Annotated in this window: 17 protein-coding genes; 9 read left to right on the top strand and 8 right to left on the bottom strand. The window is 66.1% G+C overall.

Going from position 1 to position 17,397, the window contains the following annotated elements; translation table 11 throughout:
• Positions 1-226 (top strand): I78 family peptidase inhibitor (locus AX702_RS13770; protein WP_066780470.1); only part of this gene is annotated, 226 nt, incomplete at its 5' end.
• Here AX702_RS13770 and AX702_RS13765 read toward each other — a convergent pair.
• Genes AX702_RS13765 through AX702_RS13750 form a run of 4 tightly spaced genes read right to left on the bottom strand, consistent with a single transcriptional unit; the run spans position 207 to position 5,730 of the window.
• Complete coding sequence (locus AX702_RS13765) at positions 207-1,700, bottom strand: Ppx/GppA family phosphatase (RefSeq protein ID WP_066780468.1); 1,494 nt, start codon at positions 1,698-1,700, stop codon at positions 207-209. The two genes, AX702_RS13770 and AX702_RS13765, sit on opposite strands and share 20 nt — an antisense overlap.
• Before the next feature lie 4 nt (positions 1,701-1,704).
• Positions 1,705-3,870, bottom strand: coding sequence for an RNA degradosome polyphosphate kinase (locus tag AX702_RS13760; RefSeq protein WP_066780495.1), 2,166 nt, complete (start codon positions 3,868-3,870; stop codon positions 1,705-1,707).
• Positions 3,870-4,487 (bottom strand): HdaA/DnaA family protein, encoded by a 618-nt coding sequence (locus AX702_RS13755; RefSeq protein ID WP_066780465.1) that lies wholly within the window; start codon positions 4,485-4,487, stop codon positions 3,870-3,872. The genes AX702_RS13760 and AX702_RS13755 overlap by 1 nt, the downstream gene beginning before the upstream one ends.
• Positions 4,488-4,497: 10 nt before the next feature.
• Positions 4,498-5,730 carry a heavy-metal-associated domain-containing protein gene (locus tag AX702_RS13750; protein WP_066780462.1) on the bottom strand — a complete coding sequence of 411 codons (1,233 nt, stop codon included), beginning with the start codon at positions 5,728-5,730 and terminating at the stop codon, positions 4,498-4,500.
• Between the two features lie 64 nt (positions 5,731-5,794).
• Between AX702_RS13750 and purM the strand changes: the two genes are divergently transcribed.
• The 4 genes from purM to AX702_RS13730 are packed head-to-tail and all read left to right on the top strand — an operon-like array spanning position 5,795 to position 8,407.
• Positions 5,795-6,886, top strand: a complete 1,092-nt coding sequence (gene purM, locus AX702_RS13745) for a phosphoribosylformylglycinamidine cyclo-ligase (RefSeq protein WP_066780460.1) — start codon at positions 5,795-5,797, stop codon at positions 6,884-6,886.
• The gene (purN, locus tag AX702_RS13740; protein ID WP_066780458.1) at positions 6,883-7,440 is read left to right on the top strand and encodes a phosphoribosylglycinamide formyltransferase; all 558 of its coding nucleotides are present in this window, start codon (positions 6,883-6,885) and stop codon (positions 7,438-7,440) included. Before purM ends, purN begins: the two co-directional genes overlap by 4 nt.
• Entirely contained in the window at positions 7,425-7,811 is a 387-nt protein-coding gene (locus tag AX702_RS13735) for an MmcQ/YjbR family DNA-binding protein (RefSeq protein WP_066780456.1), read from the top strand. The genes purN and AX702_RS13735 overlap by 16 nt, the downstream gene beginning before the upstream one ends.
• A 38-nt stretch (positions 7,812-7,849) precedes the next feature.
• Positions 7,850-8,407 (top strand): hypothetical protein, encoded by a 558-nt coding sequence (locus AX702_RS13730; protein WP_156455489.1) that lies wholly within the window; start codon positions 7,850-7,852, stop codon positions 8,405-8,407.
• Here the strand turns inward: AX702_RS13730 and AX702_RS13725 are convergent.
• From AX702_RS13725 to AX702_RS13710, 4 genes are all read right to left on the bottom strand, one after another.
• A complete protein-coding gene (locus tag AX702_RS13725) occupies positions 8,389-8,913 on the bottom strand; it encodes a GNAT family N-acetyltransferase (protein ID WP_331710406.1) in 525 nt (174 codons plus the stop codon). The two genes, AX702_RS13730 and AX702_RS13725, sit on opposite strands and share 19 nt — an antisense overlap.
• Before the next feature lie 4 nt (positions 8,914-8,917).
• Complete coding sequence (ndk, locus tag AX702_RS13720) at positions 8,918-9,340, bottom strand: nucleoside-diphosphate kinase (RefSeq protein WP_066780452.1); 423 nt, start codon at positions 9,338-9,340, stop codon at positions 8,918-8,920.
• Positions 9,341-9,431: 91 nt separating this feature from the next.
• On the bottom strand, positions 9,432-9,872 hold the full coding sequence (locus AX702_RS13715; RefSeq protein WP_066780450.1) for a DNA polymerase III subunit chi: 441 nt from the start codon (positions 9,870-9,872) through the stop codon (positions 9,432-9,434).
• Positions 9,872-11,344, bottom strand: coding sequence for a leucyl aminopeptidase (locus AX702_RS13710; RefSeq protein ID WP_066780448.1), 1,473 nt, complete (start codon positions 11,342-11,344; stop codon positions 9,872-9,874). Before AX702_RS13710 ends, AX702_RS13715 begins: the two co-directional genes overlap by 1 nt.
• 142 nt (positions 11,345-11,486) lie before the next feature.
• Here AX702_RS13710 and AX702_RS13705 point away from each other — a divergent pair, with 142 nt between their 5' ends.
• The 4 genes from AX702_RS13705 (at position 11,487) to rsmA (ending at position 17,014) form a co-directional block, all read left to right on the top strand.
• Positions 11,487-13,745: an LPS-assembly protein LptD gene (locus AX702_RS13705; RefSeq protein ID WP_066780446.1), complete on the top strand. Its 2,259-nt coding sequence runs from the start codon at positions 11,487-11,489 to the stop codon at positions 13,743-13,745.
• Between the two features lie 80 nt (positions 13,746-13,825).
• The gene (locus AX702_RS13700) at positions 13,826-15,193 is read left to right on the top strand and encodes a peptidylprolyl isomerase (RefSeq protein WP_066780444.1); all 1,368 of its coding nucleotides are present in this window, start codon (positions 13,826-13,828) and stop codon (positions 15,191-15,193) included.
• Between the two features lies 1 nt (position 15,194).
• The gene (pdxA, locus tag AX702_RS13695; protein ID WP_082746259.1) at positions 15,195-16,199 is read left to right on the top strand and encodes a 4-hydroxythreonine-4-phosphate dehydrogenase PdxA; all 1,005 of its coding nucleotides are present in this window, start codon (positions 15,195-15,197) and stop codon (positions 16,197-16,199) included.
• Positions 16,196-17,014 carry a 16S rRNA (adenine(1518)-N(6)/adenine(1519)-N(6))-dimethyltransferase RsmA gene (rsmA, locus tag AX702_RS13690; RefSeq protein ID WP_066780440.1) on the top strand — a complete coding sequence of 273 codons (819 nt, stop codon included), beginning with the start codon at positions 16,196-16,198 and terminating at the stop codon, positions 17,012-17,014. Before pdxA ends, rsmA begins: the two co-directional genes overlap by 4 nt.
• Positions 17,015-17,397 lie beyond the last annotated feature (383 nt).

Genomic DNA, 17,397 nt, shown 5'->3' with positions numbered 1-17,397 from the left:
GGCACCGCCGGCGGAAAACCTCCCCGCCGCGTGCAACGCTGCCACGGTGCAGGATCTCATCGGCAAGCCGCTGGCGGCTCATGAGGCGGAGGCGAAGCAGCGTGCCGGCGCACGCGTTGTTCGCAGCTACCCTAGCGGGTCGGCGCTCACGATGGATTTCCGGCCCGATCGCCTGAACATCGAAATCGACACGGCGGGCGCTATCGTCAAGCTGTCCTGCGGCTGACAGGCGCTGGCGACTGGTCCTGTCGGCGCCCGATGCGCACCGGCAGGCCCAATGCGGCGCCCAGTGCCTTCAGGCGCTTCTCGACTGCCTCGCCGCTGAGCGCGAGATCGCCGTCCTCGAACATCAGTTCGACGCCGCCGATGGTGCGGCAAATACCTGTCCGATGGAGCGGCCCGGCAACCCCGCCGGAAAGCCGCTGCGCCAGCCGAATGGCCAAGCCCCAGGCCGTGGCCGTGGCGATGTCCTGTGGTCCGGCCAGCAGCGGGATTGGCGCGGGATAGGGCGGCTGCGCCCCTAGGCTCGCGGCGAGCGCGGCGGCCATCATCGCTCGCCCGCGCGCATCGATTCCGACCCAATTGCCATGCAGGGCTGTCTCGATCCCCAGTTCCACCCGGAACTCCGGATTGGCGCGCCAGCTCGTATCGGCGAGCAGGCAGGCGGCGTGGCGCAGCCGCGAATTGCGTTCGGGTTCTCCGTCGAACAAGGGGGCAATCCAGCGGTTCAGCAGATCCCCGTGTTCGGCGAAGCGGCCGAGTTGTCCCCCTTCGTCGCGCGCTGCGACGACAAGCGGATCCAGCGCTGCTTCGGCAGGGGACAGCCGCTCGTACAGCAGCCCTTCGCGCAGGCCGAAGGCGGACACGATCGTTCCGGAACAGCCAAGGACCGGCAGGATCGCGCCCAGCAGGTCGGCGGCAGCGCACAAGGTTGGGACACGCCCGGTGGATAGGTTCGGCACCGCTTTGAACCATGCCTTGTCCGCCGTCGGCAGCTTGCGGCGCAGCAGATCGACCCGTGAGATCGGCATGGCATAGCCATGAAGCACCGACAGCGGATAATGGCGGTCGTGGATGTCGACCCGCGCCAGCGATCGCCAGGATCCACCAACGAGATAAAGCGGCTTTCCCCTGCCAACGCCGGACCAGCCGGCCTCTTCCAGGATCCGTTCCACCCGGCGTGCGAAACCGCTTTTGCTGCGCAGTTCCTCAAGGCGAAGAACGCCCAAGGGGAAGGACACGTGCTCGTGAACCCGACCTTCTGCGATCCGGACCAGCTCCAGACTGCCGCCGCCCAGATCGCCGACGATGCCGTCTGCTTCGGGGATGGCGGATAGCACGCCCAGCCCGGCTGCCTGGGCTTCCTGCGCACCGGACAAGAGCTCGACGGAAAGCCCCAGCGTCTCTGCCATTCTGATCAGATCGGCGCCGTTCGCGGCATCGCGCACCGCCGCCGTGGCAACCGTTCGCACGTCATCGCAGTCCATCTCGCGAATTAGCGCGCCGAACCGCCGGAGCGCGGCGCTGGCCATCTCCATCGCCTCGCTGTCGATCGTGCCAGCCCCGGCAAGGCTCCGGCCTAGTCCGGCCAGCACTTTCTCGTTGAACAGGATGGCGGGCAGCCGCGGCGGGCCCTGGTAAACAACCAGCCGGATCGAATTGGATCCGATATCAACGATGGCGGTCCGCTTTCCCTCCACTCGATCAGCCCCGCAGCGACAGTTTCGGCACGGCCCCACCTTCGCCCAACGCCGCGCCGCGGCCCGAAAGCGACGGATTGGTCATGAAGTAACGATGCAGGTTGAACGGCTTGTCGCCCGGCGGCGTGCGCATGTAGCTACCATCGGCATAGAGGTCCCAGCTCTGCTCGGTGTCGATGAGATTGGCGAGCATCACTTGATCCAGCACTTGGTCATGAACGGTCCCGCTTTCCAGCGGCAGCATATATTCGACCCGCCGGTCGAAGTTGCGCGGCATCCAATCCGCCGACGAAATATAGATATGGGCATCATCGTTGGGCAAAGGCGCGCCGTTGCCGAACACGGCGATCCGGCTGTGCTCCAGAAATCGCCCCACGATCGATTTCACCCGGATATTCTCCGACAGGCCGGGAATGCGCGGGCGCAGGCAGCAAATGCCACGGATCACCAGATCGATCTGAACGCCGGCGCCGCTCGCCTCGTACAGTTTCTCTATGATCGCCGGATCGACCAGGCTGTTCATCTTGGCCCAGATCGTGGCCGGCCGCCCCGCGCGCGCATGCTGGATCTCCGCCTCGATCTCTTCGATCAGGCGGGTACGCAGTGATCGCGGAGATAGGACCAGGCGCTCCATGTCCTCCGGCTCGACATAGCCGGTGATGTAATTGAACATCCGCGAAGCATCTCTGCCGGTGGCAGGATTGGCCGTGAAGAAGCTGAGATCGGTATAGATCTTGGCCGTGATCGGGTGATAATTTCCCGTCCCGAAGTGGCAATAGGTACGAAACTGACCCGCTTCGCGCCGCACCACCATGGAAACCTTGGCGTGCGTCTTCCAGTCGATGAAGCCGTAGACCACCTGGACACCAGCGCGCTCGAGCGCCGAGGCCCAGAGCAGGTTCTGCTCCTCATCGAAACGCGCTTTCAGCTCGACCACCGCCGTCACCGACTTGCCCGCCTCCGCGGCCTGGATCAGCGCGTTGATAACGGCCGACTGCTTGCCCGCGCGGTACAGCGTCTGCTTGATCGCGACCACGTCCGGATCGTTGGCCGCCTGCTTCAGGAAGGCGAGCACCACGTCGAACGTTTCGTACGGGTGGTGGACGATGATGTCCTTGGCACTGATCGCGGCGAAGCAATCGCCGCCAAACTCCCGGATCCGCTCGGGGAAGCGCGGCGTGAACGGCACGAATTTAAGGTCAGGCCGGTCCTCCTCGACGATCTGGTCCAGATCACCAATCCCAAGGAACGATCCGCTTTCGCTGACCAGCGCCTGTTCGCCAAGCTCGTCGCGCAGCACCTTGGCGAGCGAGGCTGGCATCCCGTTTTCCAGCTCCAGCCGGATCACCCGCCCGCGCCGCCGCCGCTTGATGGCGTTGGCGAAATATCGAACCAGATCCTCGGCTTCTTCCTCGATCTCGATGTCGCTGTCGCGCAGCACGCGAAACTCGGCAGCGCCCTCCACCCGATAGCCGGGGAAGAGGACGGAGGAGAAACGCTTGATGATCGATTCCACCGCCACGTAGCGGGCGGTCGCGCCCGGCAGTCGGACGAAACGGGACATGCCGTTGGGAACCATGACCAGTTCGCGGATCGGCTCGTCATCCGATATCCGGATGAGGTCGAACATCACGGCGAGGCCCTTGTTCGGCATGAAGGGGAACGGGTGGGCGGGATCGAGCGCCTGCGGCGTGATCACCGGAAAGATCTGCTCCTGGAAGTGCGTGCCGAGCCAGGCCACTTCATCGCGCGAGAGAACCGCGTCGATCTTGCTCGACCCCAGCACCTGAATGCCGGTGTCGCTCAGCGCATGGCGGATCTCCCGCCACACCGTCTCCTGATCGGCAAGCAGCGCGTCGGCCTCCGCCGTGATCGCGCCGAGTTGCTGCGTAGGAGTCAGGCCATCTGCCGAACGCGCTTCCACCTCCAGCAGTTGCTGGCCCTTCAGCCCCGCCACGCGGACCATGAAGAATTCGTCCAGGTTCGATCCGGAGATCGACAGGAACCGCAGCCGTTCAAGCAACGGATGCGCGGGATTGCGCGCCTCCTCCAGCACACGGCGATTGAACGCGAGCCAGGACATTTCGCGATTGAAATACCGATCCCCGCCCCGCTCCTCGAAGGGATCGTCATCAGAGTCGAGACGAGCTTGGCGGACGGATCGGTTCATCATGGCTCCGGCGATGTCGTGATCAACGCAGCTTGTGCGAGCGTCGTTCTGGCCAGAGGAATGGACAGCCGCTTGCGACGTTCCATCACCTCCTGATCGAGCGCATCGACGCATCGTATGACGGCAACATGACTCCGTTCGATCCGTGCCACCAGCCACTCGATCAGATCCGGCCGTGCGTCCAGGCTCCGGCGGCCGAATTCACGCTCCAGCAAAGCGTGCATCAAGGGATCGTCTGGGGGGCCAATCTCCGCCAGCGGCGTCGCAGACAGACGCGACCGCAGATCCGGCAGCGCGACGTCCCAGGCTGGCGGTGCCATGTCGGATACGAGCAGGAGCGGCCGGCGCTCCACCTGTGCCCGGTTCCAGGCATGGAACAGCTCGTCCTCCGGCCGGCTGGATGCATCATCGATGATCGTGCCCCCGCTCTTGGCGGCGAAGATACGCGCAAGCAGGCTCCTCCCCGACTTTCGCGGTCCAACAAGCAGCGATGTCATGACCGGCCAGGTCGCCCAGCGGTCAAGTGCCTGCACGGCGCGTTCGTTGGATGGGGAAACCAGAAATTCGTCGTCGCGCGGATCTGCGGGCCATACCAGGGGCAGCGCGATCTGGCTCATCGTTGGGCCATCATCCGGCCGTTGCATTGTCAGGCGTGAGTTCCGGCGGCAGCAGGCGCGGTGCGCGGCGGATGCGGATCGTCGTGCCGGATCCGAACACTTGCCAGCCCCTCGCCTCCAGCGCGGCCTTCAGTGCCTCCGGCGGGCCCGCAAAGCTGACGGTCATCACGGAAACGCCGCCAAGCGCAAGGCTGCTGGTCGTGGCAGAGGAAACGCCGGGCACCGCGCGCAACGCCGCTTCACCGGCGGTGACGGCGGGCACCCCTGGCGTGTCGAACTGGACGGCGATCGACACCACCGGCAGCACCGGCGCGTCCGTCACCAGCGTTTCACCCGCCTCGTCATCCTCGACTGGCACTTCGCTGGCCGGAACATAGGACAGGCCAGGATCGCTGCGCAGATATCCCGCGCGCAATCCCGCCTGATAAGCCTCGTCCAGTCGCTTCACGCCGGCGTCCAGCAGCGCGGGAACACCCGCGACACTGCCCACCCGCAGCGTAAACTGCGAAAGCAGCCGGTTGTCCGGTCCCTGCCGCGCCTGGAACACGCCGATCACCGGCCCACCGGGCCATTGACGATACAGCTTCACGGTCGGCATCAGCACGTCCGAGCCGCCATATTGGTCGATCACGGCGCGCCACCAGCCGCGCCCGGGCCGCTGCGTCTGTCCGAAGTTCAGCAGCAGCGGATCGGGGCCGCTGCCGGTCGGCCGGATATAGTCGATCGCGCTGCCGCCGGTTCGGTAACGAGCCCAGGCTTCCTGCCACAGCGTCCGTTGCTCGAACCCGGTCGCCACGCCGCCCGACCAGACGATCGGGATCACCACCATCGGCGGCGAGCGCATCACATAATTGGAAATGCCCAGGATCGCCCCGGCGCGATTGCGATCGAACAATATGCCGAGCCGCGCGACATAGCGCTTCGGGCCGATCTGCTCATTTTCCACCACGATGCCGCTGACGAGCGAATCGAGCGTCGAATCGGGCACCAGGCCCTTGCCCGCTCCCAGCCGCTTGGAAAGTTCCAGCCACGCCTTGCGCTGCGCCACGCGCCAGCCGCCCAGCCGCGCACTGTCGGCGTCCTTGGCGGCGACATCGACGCGCACGCCCGAAACTTCATAGTCGCTGGAGCTATCTACCGGCGCCACGCCCCGGCCACTGCCCTCGATCTGGGCGATGCTGACACCCGTACCGAGCACAAGCGCCACGGCGGCAGGAACGAGGAACAAGGGCTTCAGGCGCATAAGCTGGCGTCTTTTGGCGAAGCAGGCGTGGAAATCCAAGCGCGTTGTGGCTAGTCGGCACGACATGAGCGGAAGCGGGTACACTTACGAGCAGGCCGGCGTGTCGATCGCGGCGGGCAATGCATTGGTGCGGGCGATCGCACCGCTGGCGCGGGCAACGCGGCGCAAGGGGGCGGATGCCGACCTTGGCGGCTTTGGCGGCTTCTTCGATCTGAAGGCGGCGGGGTTCACCGATCCCCTCCTGGTCGCCGCCAATGATGGCGTCGGCACCAAGCTGAAGCTGGCGATCGAGCACAATCGACACGATGGCGTCGGCATCGATCTCGTCGCCATGTGCGCCAACGATCTCATTGTCCAAGGCGCCGAGCCGTTGTTTTTCCTCGACTATTACGCTTCAGGGAAGCTGGATGCGGCCGTTGCCGAACGCGTGATTGCGTCCATTGCGGAGGGGTGCCGGATCGCCGGCTGCGCCCTTATCGGCGGTGAAACGGCAGAAATGCCGGGCATGTATGCCGATGGTGACTATGACCTCGCCGGCTTCTGCGTCGGCGCGGTCGAACGTGATCAGGTACTGACCGGAACCGAGATTCGCGAAGGCGACGTGCTTCTCGGCCTCGCCTCTTCGGGCGTGCACTCGAACGGCTTTTCGCTCGTTCGCCGACTCGCCGCAGACAAGGGTTGGAAGCTGGACCGTCCGGCCCTGTTCGATTCCGACGTGCTGCTGATCGAGGCGCTGATGGCGCCGACTCGGATTTTCGTGAAGAGCCTTCTGCCGCTGGTCTCCGCCGGCCGCATCAAAGGGCTTGCACACATCACCGGCGGGGGCCTGCTCGAAAACATTCCGCGCGTATTGCCGGCCGGCGCCCATGCCCGCGTCGACGCAGATGCCTGGTCGCAGCCGCGGCTCATGGCCTTCCTCCAGGCGCAGGGCGCCATCGAGCCGGAGGAAATGGCGCGTACCTTCAATTGCGGCATCGGCATGGTTGTGGTCGTCACAGCCGATCAGGCTGATAGCGTCGCCGCCGATCTCGAATCCGCCGGGGAGCAGGTTTTCCGCATTGGCGCGATCGAGTCGGGCGAACGCGGCTGCACCGTCACCGGCTCGACCGAAACATGGAGCGCGCGGGCACCCTGGACCGCCACGCATCACGCATGACAGCCAGGATCGGCGTGCTGATCTCCGGACGGGGATCGAACATGCAGGCGCTCGTCGCTCACGCGGGCGCGGCTTACGAAGTCGTCGTCGTCGCGTCGGATCGACCCACCGCGCCGGGGCTCGGCTGGGCGCTGGAGCACGGCATCCCCACCTTCGCTCTGTCTCCCAAGGAGGTCGGCAAGGCGACGTACGAAGCCGCGCTGGATGCCGCCCTTCGCGCCGCCGGGGCCGAATATCTGGCGCTTGCCGGCTATATGCGCCTTCTGTCGGACGAATTCGTCGGCCGCTGGCGCAATCGTATCGTCAATATCCATCCCTCCCTGCTGCCGAAGTACAAGGGGCTCGATACCCATGCACGCGCCATTGCGGCCGGAGATAGGGTTGCCGGCTGCTCGGTTCACCTCGTCACGGAGGAGCTGGATGGCGGCGAGGTGCTTGGCCAGGCGGAGGTACCGATCCTCCCGGACGATACGGCCGACACGCTTGCGGCTCGCGTGCTGGCCGAGGAACATCGCCTTTACCCACGCGTCCTGTCCGAATGGCTGAGCCAGTAGAAGCCGTCGAGCAGACGCTAGGGAAGGTGCGCGCGATCGCGCTTGCCCTGCCAGAAGCGGCCGAGCGCTTGTCGCACGGCGCGCCCGGCTTTCACATCGAAAAGGGTAAGTTCTTCGCCTATTTCTCACACGATCATCACGGCAATGGCGAGACAGCGGTTCTGGTGAAGACCACCGGAACGGAAGAACAAGGCATGCTGATCGAGGCGGATCCCGACCTCTACTACAAGCCGCCTTATCTCGGGCCGTCGGGCTGGATCGCGATCCGTGTCGCCGCGCAGGACACCGATTGGGACCATGTGGCAGACCGTATCGCCGCAAGCTGGGAAATGGTGGCGCCGCGCCGTTTGCTGGAGATGGGTGGACGATGAGCGACACGCCCGGGGCGGAAAGGCGTCGCCGGCGCTGGGTGACGCTGCCCGAGATGGTGGCCGTGCTGGGGCTCGTCATCGGGGCCCTCACCCTTGGCCTGAACTGGAGTGAAAAGCGCGACGCGGCGCAGGAGAAGGCCGCCGCCAGCGCCGCGGCCGGCGCTGCCAAGGTCCGGCTCAGCCTGGACGCGGATCTTGCGCGCGGCGGCGAGGAGATCCGGCTTTCGGACGCGCGCCACGAGCTGATCGATACTGCCGTCGACTTCCCGGCCGCCCTCCGCATCGAGCGGCAGACCCCCGCAACCGCGCGCATCGACAAGGCCTGGTTCGACCGCGCCGTTCTGGCCGCCACCGACGGCGGCGCTGACGAGCGCGAAGGCCGCCTGCCGGTCCTTGTCACCACCCGTTACATGGTCGGCGATACGCCGCGCGAGGGCCATGCCGTTGTCGAAATTATCTGGCGGACACACGGGCGTCTCGTTGGCGGTCGCAGCCTTGAGATCGAGGCCGTGCGGGTGCGCGAAACGGGTGGTGACCGCAAGCGCATCGACGCGCTCTGGACGGCCGAGATGAAGCGTCAGAGCGCGCGGGCGTAGATCACGTCGTCGTACCAGCCCGCGCCGACATTGAAGCGCCGCGTTCCGGCAAGAATGAACCCTTCCCGCTCGTAGAAGCTGCGCGCCCGGACATTGGTGCCAAGCACACCCAGCAGGACCCGTTTCGCGCCAAGCGCCGCCGCGTCGTCCAGCGCGAGCGCCATCAGCCGGTGGCCCAGCCCGGTGCCGCGCGTCAGCGATAGCGTGTAGATCCGGCGCAGCTCTACGTCGCCGGGGAGCGGATCAATCGGGAGATCCGGTGTGGTGAGCAGCGAATAACCGACCGGCGCCAGGCCGTCGGGATGTTCCGCCACCGTCACCACGCTTGCCGGATCATCGGCCCAGGCAGCGAATTTCGCCGCCGCACTGTTGCGCGCGCAATGCGCCACGATGTCCTCGCCGGGCAAAATGCCGGCAAACGTTTCAAGAAAGCTGGCGGCGGCAACCATCGCCACCGCCGGCGCATCCGCCGCTGTGGCACGGCGCAGCCGCCAGTCTTGCATCATCGGATCAGCCGACGATCTCTTCGGGCTTGAAGAAATAGGCGATCTCGATCGCTGCATTCTCGTCCGAATCCGACCCGTGCACCGAATTTGCCTCGATCGACTCGGCCAGCTCCTTGCGGATCGTGCCGGGCGCTGCGTTCTCGGGGTTGGTCGCGCCCATGATGTCGCGGTTGCGCTGCACGGCATTCTCACCTTCCAGCACCTGCACGACCACCGGGCCGGAGATCATGAACGACACCAGATCGTTGAAGAACGGGCGCTCCTTGTGGACGGCGTAGAAGCCCTCGGCCTGCTCCTTGGTCATCTGGATGCGCTTGGAGGCGATGACGCGCAGGCCAGCTTCCTCCAGCATCTTGGTGACGGCGCCCGTCAGGTTGCGGCGGGTGGCATCGGGCTTGATGATCGAAAAGGTACGGTTGGCGGCCATGATGGTCGCTTGCTCCTGTGTTGGGGATGCTGGAAACTGCCGGGCCGTTAGCCGGGGGAAGAGGGAAGCGCAACTGCCCGGCGGCCGCGGCTCAGGCGGCCTGTTCCCAGCGCCCGGCCTCATTCTGTTTCCAATAGCGGCGCTCCACCCCCTCGCGCCCGGCCAGCGCCTTCCACGCGGCGCGCGCCGCGGTGATCCGTTCTTCGTCGAAGAAGTGGAAAACGCGATCGAACGTCAGTGCCTCATCGCGCCACTCGCCGTCGATCAGCGCGATGTGCCGCGCGGCATTGGCCGCGTTCACGTCGGCGGCGATCAGGATCGGCTGCGCGGCATCGTCGCCCGCGCCGGTGCAGGCATGCGGCAGGAAACTCTCGGACGCATATTCCCACAAAAGCCGGTCGACCGCCGCGCGCTGCCGCTCGTCAGCCCCCACGATAAGCAGCCGCTCGCCGCCGGCGAGCACGCGTTCCGCAATCCGCGGCAACGCGCGCTCGATCGGCATCTGCGTCAGGTGATAGAAATCGACCTGCATCAGCCTTCGAAGTTGCTGGCGACAAAGGCGTTGAGCAGTCGCACGCCATAGCCGGTCGCGCCCTTGCCCCACGTCGGACCGTCCTTCTCGGACCAGACGGTGCCCGCAATGTCGAGATGCGCCCAGCGAACCTCCTCTTCCACGAAGCGCTTGATGAATTGCGCCGCGGTGATCGATCCGCCGCCGCGCGGGCCGACGTTCTTCATGTCCGCGATGGGGCTGTCGATCAGCTTGTCATAGGCGGCGCCGAGCGGGAACCGCCACAATTGGTCGCCGCTCGCCTTTGCGGCGGCGAGGAGCTGCTCTGCAAGACCATCGTCGTTGGCGAACAGGCCAGCCTGCTCATTGCCCAGGCTGATGATCATGGCGCCGGTCAGCGTGGCGAGGTCGACGATCGTCTTCACCTTGTGCGTCCGCTGCACCCAGGTCACGCAGTCGCACAGCACCAGCCGGCCTTCCGCGTCGGTGTTGATCACCTCCACCGTCTGCCCCGACATGGATGTCACCACGTCACCCGGGCGCTGGGCGTTGCCGTCCGGCATATTCTCGACCAGGCCCATCACGCCGATCACGTTGGCCTTCGCCTTGCGCAGCGCCAGCGTCTTCATCGCCCCGGCGACCGCACCGGCGCCGCCCATGTCCCACTTCATGTCTTCCATGCCGGCGGCGGGCTTGATCGAGATGCCGCCCGTGTCGAACGTCACGCCCTTGCCGACCAGTGCGAGTGCGGGATCACCCTCGCCGGCGCCGTTCCAGCGCAGCGCCAGGATGCGGGGTGCGCGGCGCGATCCCTGCGCCACGCCGAGCAGCGCGCCCATGCCAAGGTCGCGCATCGCCGGCTCGTCCAGCACCGTCACTTCCAGGGCGAGCCCTTCGACTTCCTTGGTGACGATCTCCACGAAGCTTTCCGGATAAAGGACGTTCGGCGGCAGCGTCACCAGCGTCTTGGTCAGCGCCAGGCCCTGCGTCACTGCATCGCGCGTCGCCCATTCGGCATCCGTGCCATCCGGCGCACCGACGATGGTCACTTCGGCGAGCGACGGCTTCGCCTCGTCAGACAGCTTGGTGCGATAAACGTCATAGCGCCACGCCCGCTGCGCAGCGGCAGCACCAAGCCGGGCCGCGGCGGTCGCGCTCGCCCCGGCACCCGACAGGTCAACCACCGCGCCGGTCACGCCGGAGGTCAGCAGCCGCGCGGTCAGTGCGCCGCCGGCCCGCTCGTAGCTCGCGTCGTCGCCTTCGCCGACACCAAGGAGGATGATGCGGCTGGCGCCCGTTCCCGCCTGAACATAGGCCTCCGCCACGCTCCCGGCCTCGCCGGTGAAGCGCTGCCCGGCGGCGGCGGCGGCAACGATCGCCCGCGCCGATTCGTCCAGCCCCGCGGGCGCGATCGATCCGGCGCCCGCCTTGGTGACCGGCAGCGCAAGTACTGGCGCATCGGCCGGACGATCGGCGGCAAAGGTTACATTCATGATTGTTCCTCTTGTTTTGTCCTGCAGATAGGCATTCCGCCGCCAGTGGCAAAGCGTTGCGCCTCGCGCTTTCGATGGATAGGGCCGATGGCTGACGCGCCTTGAGGCGGCGAAAAGGGGTTCAAGCTTTGCGGGTAAGCGAGTGACGCGTCTCGACCTTCTGGCCAGTTGCGCGTTGACGGCGGCGTTCCTGTGCGGGCTATCGGGCACGGCCGCCGCGCAGGATCTTCAGGACCGGCCGGTGCCGCCGCCCGCTCCCGAAGTCGCGGCGGATCCGGCGCCCGGCACGGTCGCCGACGATCAGGTGAATTTCAGCGCCGGTACGCTGGAATATGATTATGAAGGCGATGTCGTCACCGCCACGGACGAAGTCCGCATGTTCCGCGCGGGGCAGCGGTTGCGCGCCGACAAGGTCGTTTGGGATCGCAAGACCGGCAAGGTCGTCGCGACCGGCAACATCGCGGTCACCAGTCCGGAAGGCGATACCGCATACGGCGATTCGATCGAGCTCACTGATTCGCTGAAGGACGGGCTGGTTGACAACATGCTCGTCGTGCTGGAGCGCGGCGGTCGGTTGGCGGCCGACCGCGGCACTCGCTTCGAAGACGGCACCATTTCGCTGGATCGCGCCGCCTACACCGCTTGCTCGGTGGTGGACTCCGAAGGCTGCCCCAAGGAGCCGACGTGGAAGGTAACAGCCGTCAAGGTCACGTACCGCCCCGATCGTGAGCGCGTCTACTACACCGGCGGACAGGTTCATCTGTTTGGCCTGCCCTCGATCCCGCTGCCGAAATTCTCGCACCCGATTGGCGAAGGCACCGCCAGTGGCCTGCTGACGCCGAACGTCAGCTATGATCGCGTGAACGGGTTCGAGGTCGCAACGCCCTACCTCTTCCGGCTCGCACCCAATCGCAAGCTGACCGTTACGCCGCACGTCTATTCCGACGTGCTTCCGATGCTCGAGGCCAATTACGAGCATCTGAACGAACTCGGCGCCTTCAGCATCACCGGCTACGGCACGGTGAGCCGCCGCAGCGATGATCTGTCCAGCGGGTTCACCTCGACAACCGAACAGGCGTTCCGCGGCTACCTGGACGGGGTCGGGCGCTTTCAGCTGGATGAGAACTGGAGCCTCTCCGGCTCGCTGCGGCTCGCCACCGATCGAACCTTCCTGCGCCGCTATGACATCTCCAAGGCCGATCGCCTGCGAACCACCGTCGCGTTGGAGCGGATCGATCGGGACAGCTATTTCTCTCTCGCCGGCTGGGCCACGCAGACCCTACGCGTGGGTGAGCGGCAGGGATTTCAGCCGATCGCGCTGCCCGAGCTCGACTATCGCCGTCGCACCACCGAAGACCTGCTGGGCGGTACCGTCCAATTTCAGTTGAACACGCTCGCGCTCGGCCGAAAGGCCGGACAGGACACGCAGCGCGCCTTTGCCAGCGCCCGATGGGATCTGCGCCGGCTGACCAACTGGGGACAGGAAGTCACCTTCACGGCCTTCGCGCGCGCCGATGCCTATAACACCAACGATACTGCCGCGACCGAGATCACCAGCTATCGTGGGGTCGAGGGCTTTCAGTCGCGCGCCATCGGATCCATGGCGGTCGACGTGCGCTGGCCGTTCGTCGGCGCGCTGATGGGCGGGACGCAACGGATCACGCCGCGATTGCAGATCGTCGCCTCGCCGAAGATCGAGAACCTCGATCTGCCAAACGAAGATGCGCGCGCGATCGACCTTGAGGATTCGAACCTCTTCGCGCTGAACCGCTTCGCCGGTTATGATCGTTGGGAGGATTCCTCGCGGGCAACCTACGGCATCGAATATGATCTCGATCTGCCGGGGTTCAGCCTCTCGGCCAATGTTGGCCAAAGCTACCGTCTGGACAATCGGGCAACGATCCTTCCGTCGGGCACCGGGCTCAGCGATCGGTTCTCCGATATCGTCGGCCGCACCACGCTGCGCTTCCGCGACTTCGTATCGCTGACGCATCGTTACCGGCTCGACAAGGATGGGCTGGCCGTCCGCCGCAACGAAGTCGACGCCACCGTCGGATCGCGCGACACCTATCTTCTGGTCGGCTATCTGCGCCTGAACCGAGACATCGTCGATCTGGAGGATCTGCAGGATCGGGAGGAAATCCGGGTTGGCGGACGCGTGCAGTTTGCCCGCTTCTGGTCGGCTTTCGCGTCGGGCCTCATTGATCTTACCGATCGCACCGATGACGTTTTCTCGCTGGCCGACGGCTTTGATCCGATCCGCCATCGTCTCGGCGTCCAATATGAGGACGATTGCCTCACGCTGGGTGTCACCTGGCGCCAGGATTACCGGACCACCGGCGACGCCCGGCGCGGCAGCAGCTATTTGTTGACGCTGGCCTTCAAGAACCTCGGGCGCTAAGCCTCGGTTCAGCTACAAGAATGCAGTGCCGGGCCGGCAGCAACGGCGCGCAAGATGGGATTCCTGAACGAGTGACGACGATGGGCAACAAGGCGCTGCGGTTCGGCCGCGTCGCGGGCATGGTGCTGGCGCTGGCCGCCGCGGGCGCAGCCACGGGGCAGCAGGCAGATCCGGCGACGGTGGCTGACCAGTCGCTGCCGGACAATACCGGGCTGAACATCCCCCAGAATCTGGAGATCTTCGGCACCGTCGACCCGAACGTGCGCAAGGCGACGGCGATCGTGAACGACAATGTGCTGACCCGCACGGATGTGGATCAGCGCGTGGCCCTGATCCTTGCCGCGAACAATGTTCAGTTGAAGGCGGAGGAGATCGATCGACTGCGCCTTCAGGTGCTGCGTCAGCTGATCGACGAGGTGCTTCAGATCCAGCAGGCGAAGACCGCTGAGATCACCATCACCGATGATGAGCTGAATCAGAGTCTCAACCGCATCGCCGGCAACTTCGGCCGTACCCCGGAACAGTTCCGCGTGTTCCTGCGCGAACAGGGCTCGTCCGAACGCTCCATCAAGCGCCAGATCGAAGGCGAGCTTGCATGGCAACGCTATCTGCGACGCCGGGTCGAGCCGTTCGTCAACGTCGGCGACGAAGAGGTGAAGGCGATCCTCGACCGGCTCGAGGCAGCCAAGGGGACGGACGAGTTTCACCTGAACGAAATCTATCTGTCCGCCACGCCGGATCGCACCGAAGAAGTCTATGGCGCGGCGCGTCAGTTGATTGGTGAGATCCAGAAGGGCCAGGCGCCGTTCGGCTATTTCGCCCGCAACTTTTCCGAAGCGTCGACGCGCGGCGTGAACGGCGATCTTGGCTGGGTACGCGGCGCACAGCTTCCGGCGGAGCTGGCGGAGGCAGCCGGCCAGATGCAGGTCGGTCAGGTCGTCGGCCCGATTCCCGTGCCGGGCGGCTTCTCGATCCTTCACCTGGTGGACAAGCGCCAGGTGCTCACGGCCAACCCTCGCGACGCCCGTCTCAGCCTGAAGCAGATGACGATCAAGTTCCCGCGCGGCACGACCCAGGCGCAGGCGAGCCAGCGGACGGCCAGCTTCGCTTCCACGCTGACCAAGCTTCAGGGCTGCGGCTCGGTGGAAAAGGTCGCTGCCTCGATCAATGCCGAAGTGGTGCAGAACGATGCGATCCGCATTCGCGATCTGCCCGCACCGCTGCAGGACATCATGCTGAACCTCCAGGTCGGCCAGGCAACGCCGCCCTTCGGCAATCCGGACGAAGGCGTGCGCACCCTTGTTCTTTGCGGACGGGACGATACGGCATCGGCCCAGCTTCCCGGCTCGGAGCAGATCCAGAACCAGCTGGAGCAGCAGCGCGTCAACCTGCGTGCGCAGCAGGCCCTTCGTGACCTGCGTCGCGACGCCATCGTGGAGTATCGCTGAAATCTCGGTCGTGTCGCCTCTCGCTGTTTCCATGGGCGATCCGGCCGGCATCGGGCCGGAGGTGATCGCCAAGGCCTGGGCCGCGCGCAACGCCGCGGCGCTTCCCCCCTTCTTCGCCGTCGGCGACGTGCGCGCGATCGAGCGGGTGTGGAAGGGCCCGGTCGCCCCGATCACCGATCTGCGGGAGGTGGAAGGCGCGTTTGACGCGGCGCTCCCGGTCCTGACCGTGGAGGATGCCGGGGAGATCGTGCCCGGCCGCCCGGACGCTGACGGTGCGCGCTGCGCGCTTCATTCGCTGGAACTGGCAGTCGGGCTCGCGCGATCGGGCGCAGCCTCCGCCCTCGTGACCGGGCCGGTTTCCAAGGCGCAGCTCTACGGCATCGGCTTCAGCCATCCGGGGCAGACCGAATTCGTTGCCGAGCGCTTCGGTGTGTCGAAGGAAAATGCCGTCATGATGCTGGCCGGCCCGTCGCTGCGGGTGGTGCCGATGACGACGCACGTTCCGCTGGTGCAGGTCGCCTCGCTGCTGACGATCGAACTGGTGGTCGCCAAGGGCCGTGCCACGGCGCGGGGGCTGCGTCGCAATTTCGGCGTGGAGGAGCCGCGTCTCGCCTTTGCCGGCTTCAACCCGCACGCAGGCGAATCCGGCACGCTGGGCCGCGAAGAGATTGAGGTGCTTGAACCGGCCATCGCGCAGCTGCGGGAGGAAGGCATCAACGCCATGGGACCGTTTGCCGCGGACACCATGTTCCATGATCGCGCGCGCGAACAATATGATGCGGCGCTCTGCTGCTATCACGATCAGGCGCTGATCCCGCTCAAGGCGCTGCACTTCGATGAAGGCGTCAACATCACGCTCGGGCTGCCGGTCGTGCGGACCTCGCCGGATCACGGCACCGCCTTCACCCTTGCCGGACAGAACAGGGCGGAACCGGGCGCGACGATCGCCGCCATCGCCATGGCCGCCAAGGCTGCCGCGATGCGCGCCGCCTGTCCCAACCTGTGACGGATCTGCCGCCGCTGCGCGACGTGATCGCGCGGCATGGTCTCAGCGCCTCCAAGGCGCTGGGCCAGAACTTCCTCTTCGACGCGCAGCTTCTCGCCCGCATCGCCCGCATTCCCGGCGATCTGGACGGCGCGGAGGTGCTGGAGATCGGGCCCGGCCCCGGTGGCCTCACGCGGGCGCTGCTCGCGACGGGGGCGAGCGTCACCGCGATCGAGCGGGACCGACGCTGCATCCCGGCACTCGCTGAACTCGGCGAAGCGTATCCCGGCAAGTTAAAGGTGATCGAAGGCGACGCGCTGACGATCGATCCCCGCCCCCTGTTCGCCGGCAAGCCCCATATCGTTGCCAACCTCCCCTATAATGTCGGTACGGCGCTGCTGGTCGGCTGGTTGTCCGCGGAATGGCTGCCTTGGTGGCGATCGCTCACCTTGATGTTCCAGCGCGAGGTGGCCGACCGGATCGTGGCGTCGCCCGGCACGGACGCCTACGGGCGCCTCGCGGTGCTTGCCCAATGGCGCAGCACGCCGCGCATCGCCATGCCCGTCCACCGCTCGGCCTTCACCCCGCCGCCAAAGGTGATGTCGGCAGTGGTGCATATCGAGCCGTCTGAAGCGCCATCCGGCGTCGCCCTGGCAAAGCTGGAGGCGCTTACCGCAGCCGCCTTTGGTCAGCGGCGCAAAATGCTGCGGCAAAGTCTGCGTGGCGTGCCCGGCGCATTGGCCGCGCTGGAGGCTGAGGGCATCGATCCCACCCGCCGGGCGGAAACGGTAAGCGTGCCGGAGTTCCTGGCCCTCGCGCGCCATCTCAGCACCTGAAGGCGCGCGCTACGCTGCCTAAGATTCTGTATCGTTTTCGCGATTGGGAGGCCGGCACGATCCCCCCGGTCCTCCGGCCTCCCGCTCGCCCGGCCACGCAGCCGCTACCGCTAGGTCGCTCCCTTCTCGACCCCGCGATCACCCGCACGGCGCGCCACATGACAGATGCGGAGCCGGCCCCCTTGCACAGCTCCGCATCATTTCCGTCGCAACGTCCCCCCGTTTTGGTCCGTCTCGACGTGTCGCGCCCTCAGAGGCATCGGCCTAATGCCTAGGGCGTGTACCGGGTGTTATCCGGGAAATACCCGGTAAGTCACCGCGGTACCGGGTATTTCCCTGCTTGGCCGTGATGCTCCCGCACGCCAACGACATGTTTCGCGTTT

Origin of the sequence: Sphingomonas sp. CCH5-D11, assembly GCF_001557395.1 — a bacterium.
Classification (GTDB): Bacteria; Pseudomonadota; Alphaproteobacteria; order Sphingomonadales; family Sphingomonadaceae; genus Sphingomonas.
Note: the sequence above shows the minus strand (reverse complement) of the source record. Positions and strands in the feature narration are given on the sequence as shown.

Coding starts and splice junctions, on each gene's coding strand:
- AX702_RS13760 (WP_066780495.1), bottom strand. CDS start 3,870: ATGAACCGATCCGTCCGCCAAGCTCGTCTCGACTCTGATGACGATCCC.
- AX702_RS13755 (WP_066780465.1), bottom strand. CDS start 4,487: ATGAGCCAGATCGCGCTGCCCCTGGTATGGCCCGCAGATCCGCGCGAC.
- AX702_RS13750 (WP_066780462.1), bottom strand. CDS start 5,730: ATGCGCCTGAAGCCCTTGTTCCTCGTTCCTGCCGCCGTGGCGCTTGTG.
- purM (WP_066780460.1), top strand. CDS start 5,795: ATGAGCGGAAGCGGGTACACTTACGAGCAGGCCGGCGTGTCGATCGCG.
- purN (WP_066780458.1), top strand. CDS start 6,883: ATGACAGCCAGGATCGGCGTGCTGATCTCCGGACGGGGATCGAACATG.
- AX702_RS13735 (WP_066780456.1), top strand. CDS start 7,425: ATGGCTGAGCCAGTAGAAGCCGTCGAGCAGACGCTAGGGAAGGTGCGC.
- AX702_RS13725 (WP_331710406.1), bottom strand. CDS start 8,913: ATGATGCAAGACTGGCGGCTGCGCCGTGCCACAGCGGCGGATGCGCCG.
- ndk (WP_066780452.1), bottom strand. CDS start 9,340: ATGGCCGCCAACCGTACCTTTTCGATCATCAAGCCCGATGCCACCCGC.
- AX702_RS13715 (WP_066780450.1), bottom strand. CDS start 9,872: ATGCAGGTCGATTTCTATCACCTGACGCAGATGCCGATCGAGCGCGCG.
- AX702_RS13710 (WP_066780448.1), bottom strand. CDS start 11,344: ATGAATGTAACCTTTGCCGCCGATCGTCCGGCCGATGCGCCAGTACTT.
- AX702_RS13700 (WP_066780444.1), top strand. CDS start 13,826: ATGGGCAACAAGGCGCTGCGGTTCGGCCGCGTCGCGGGCATGGTGCTG.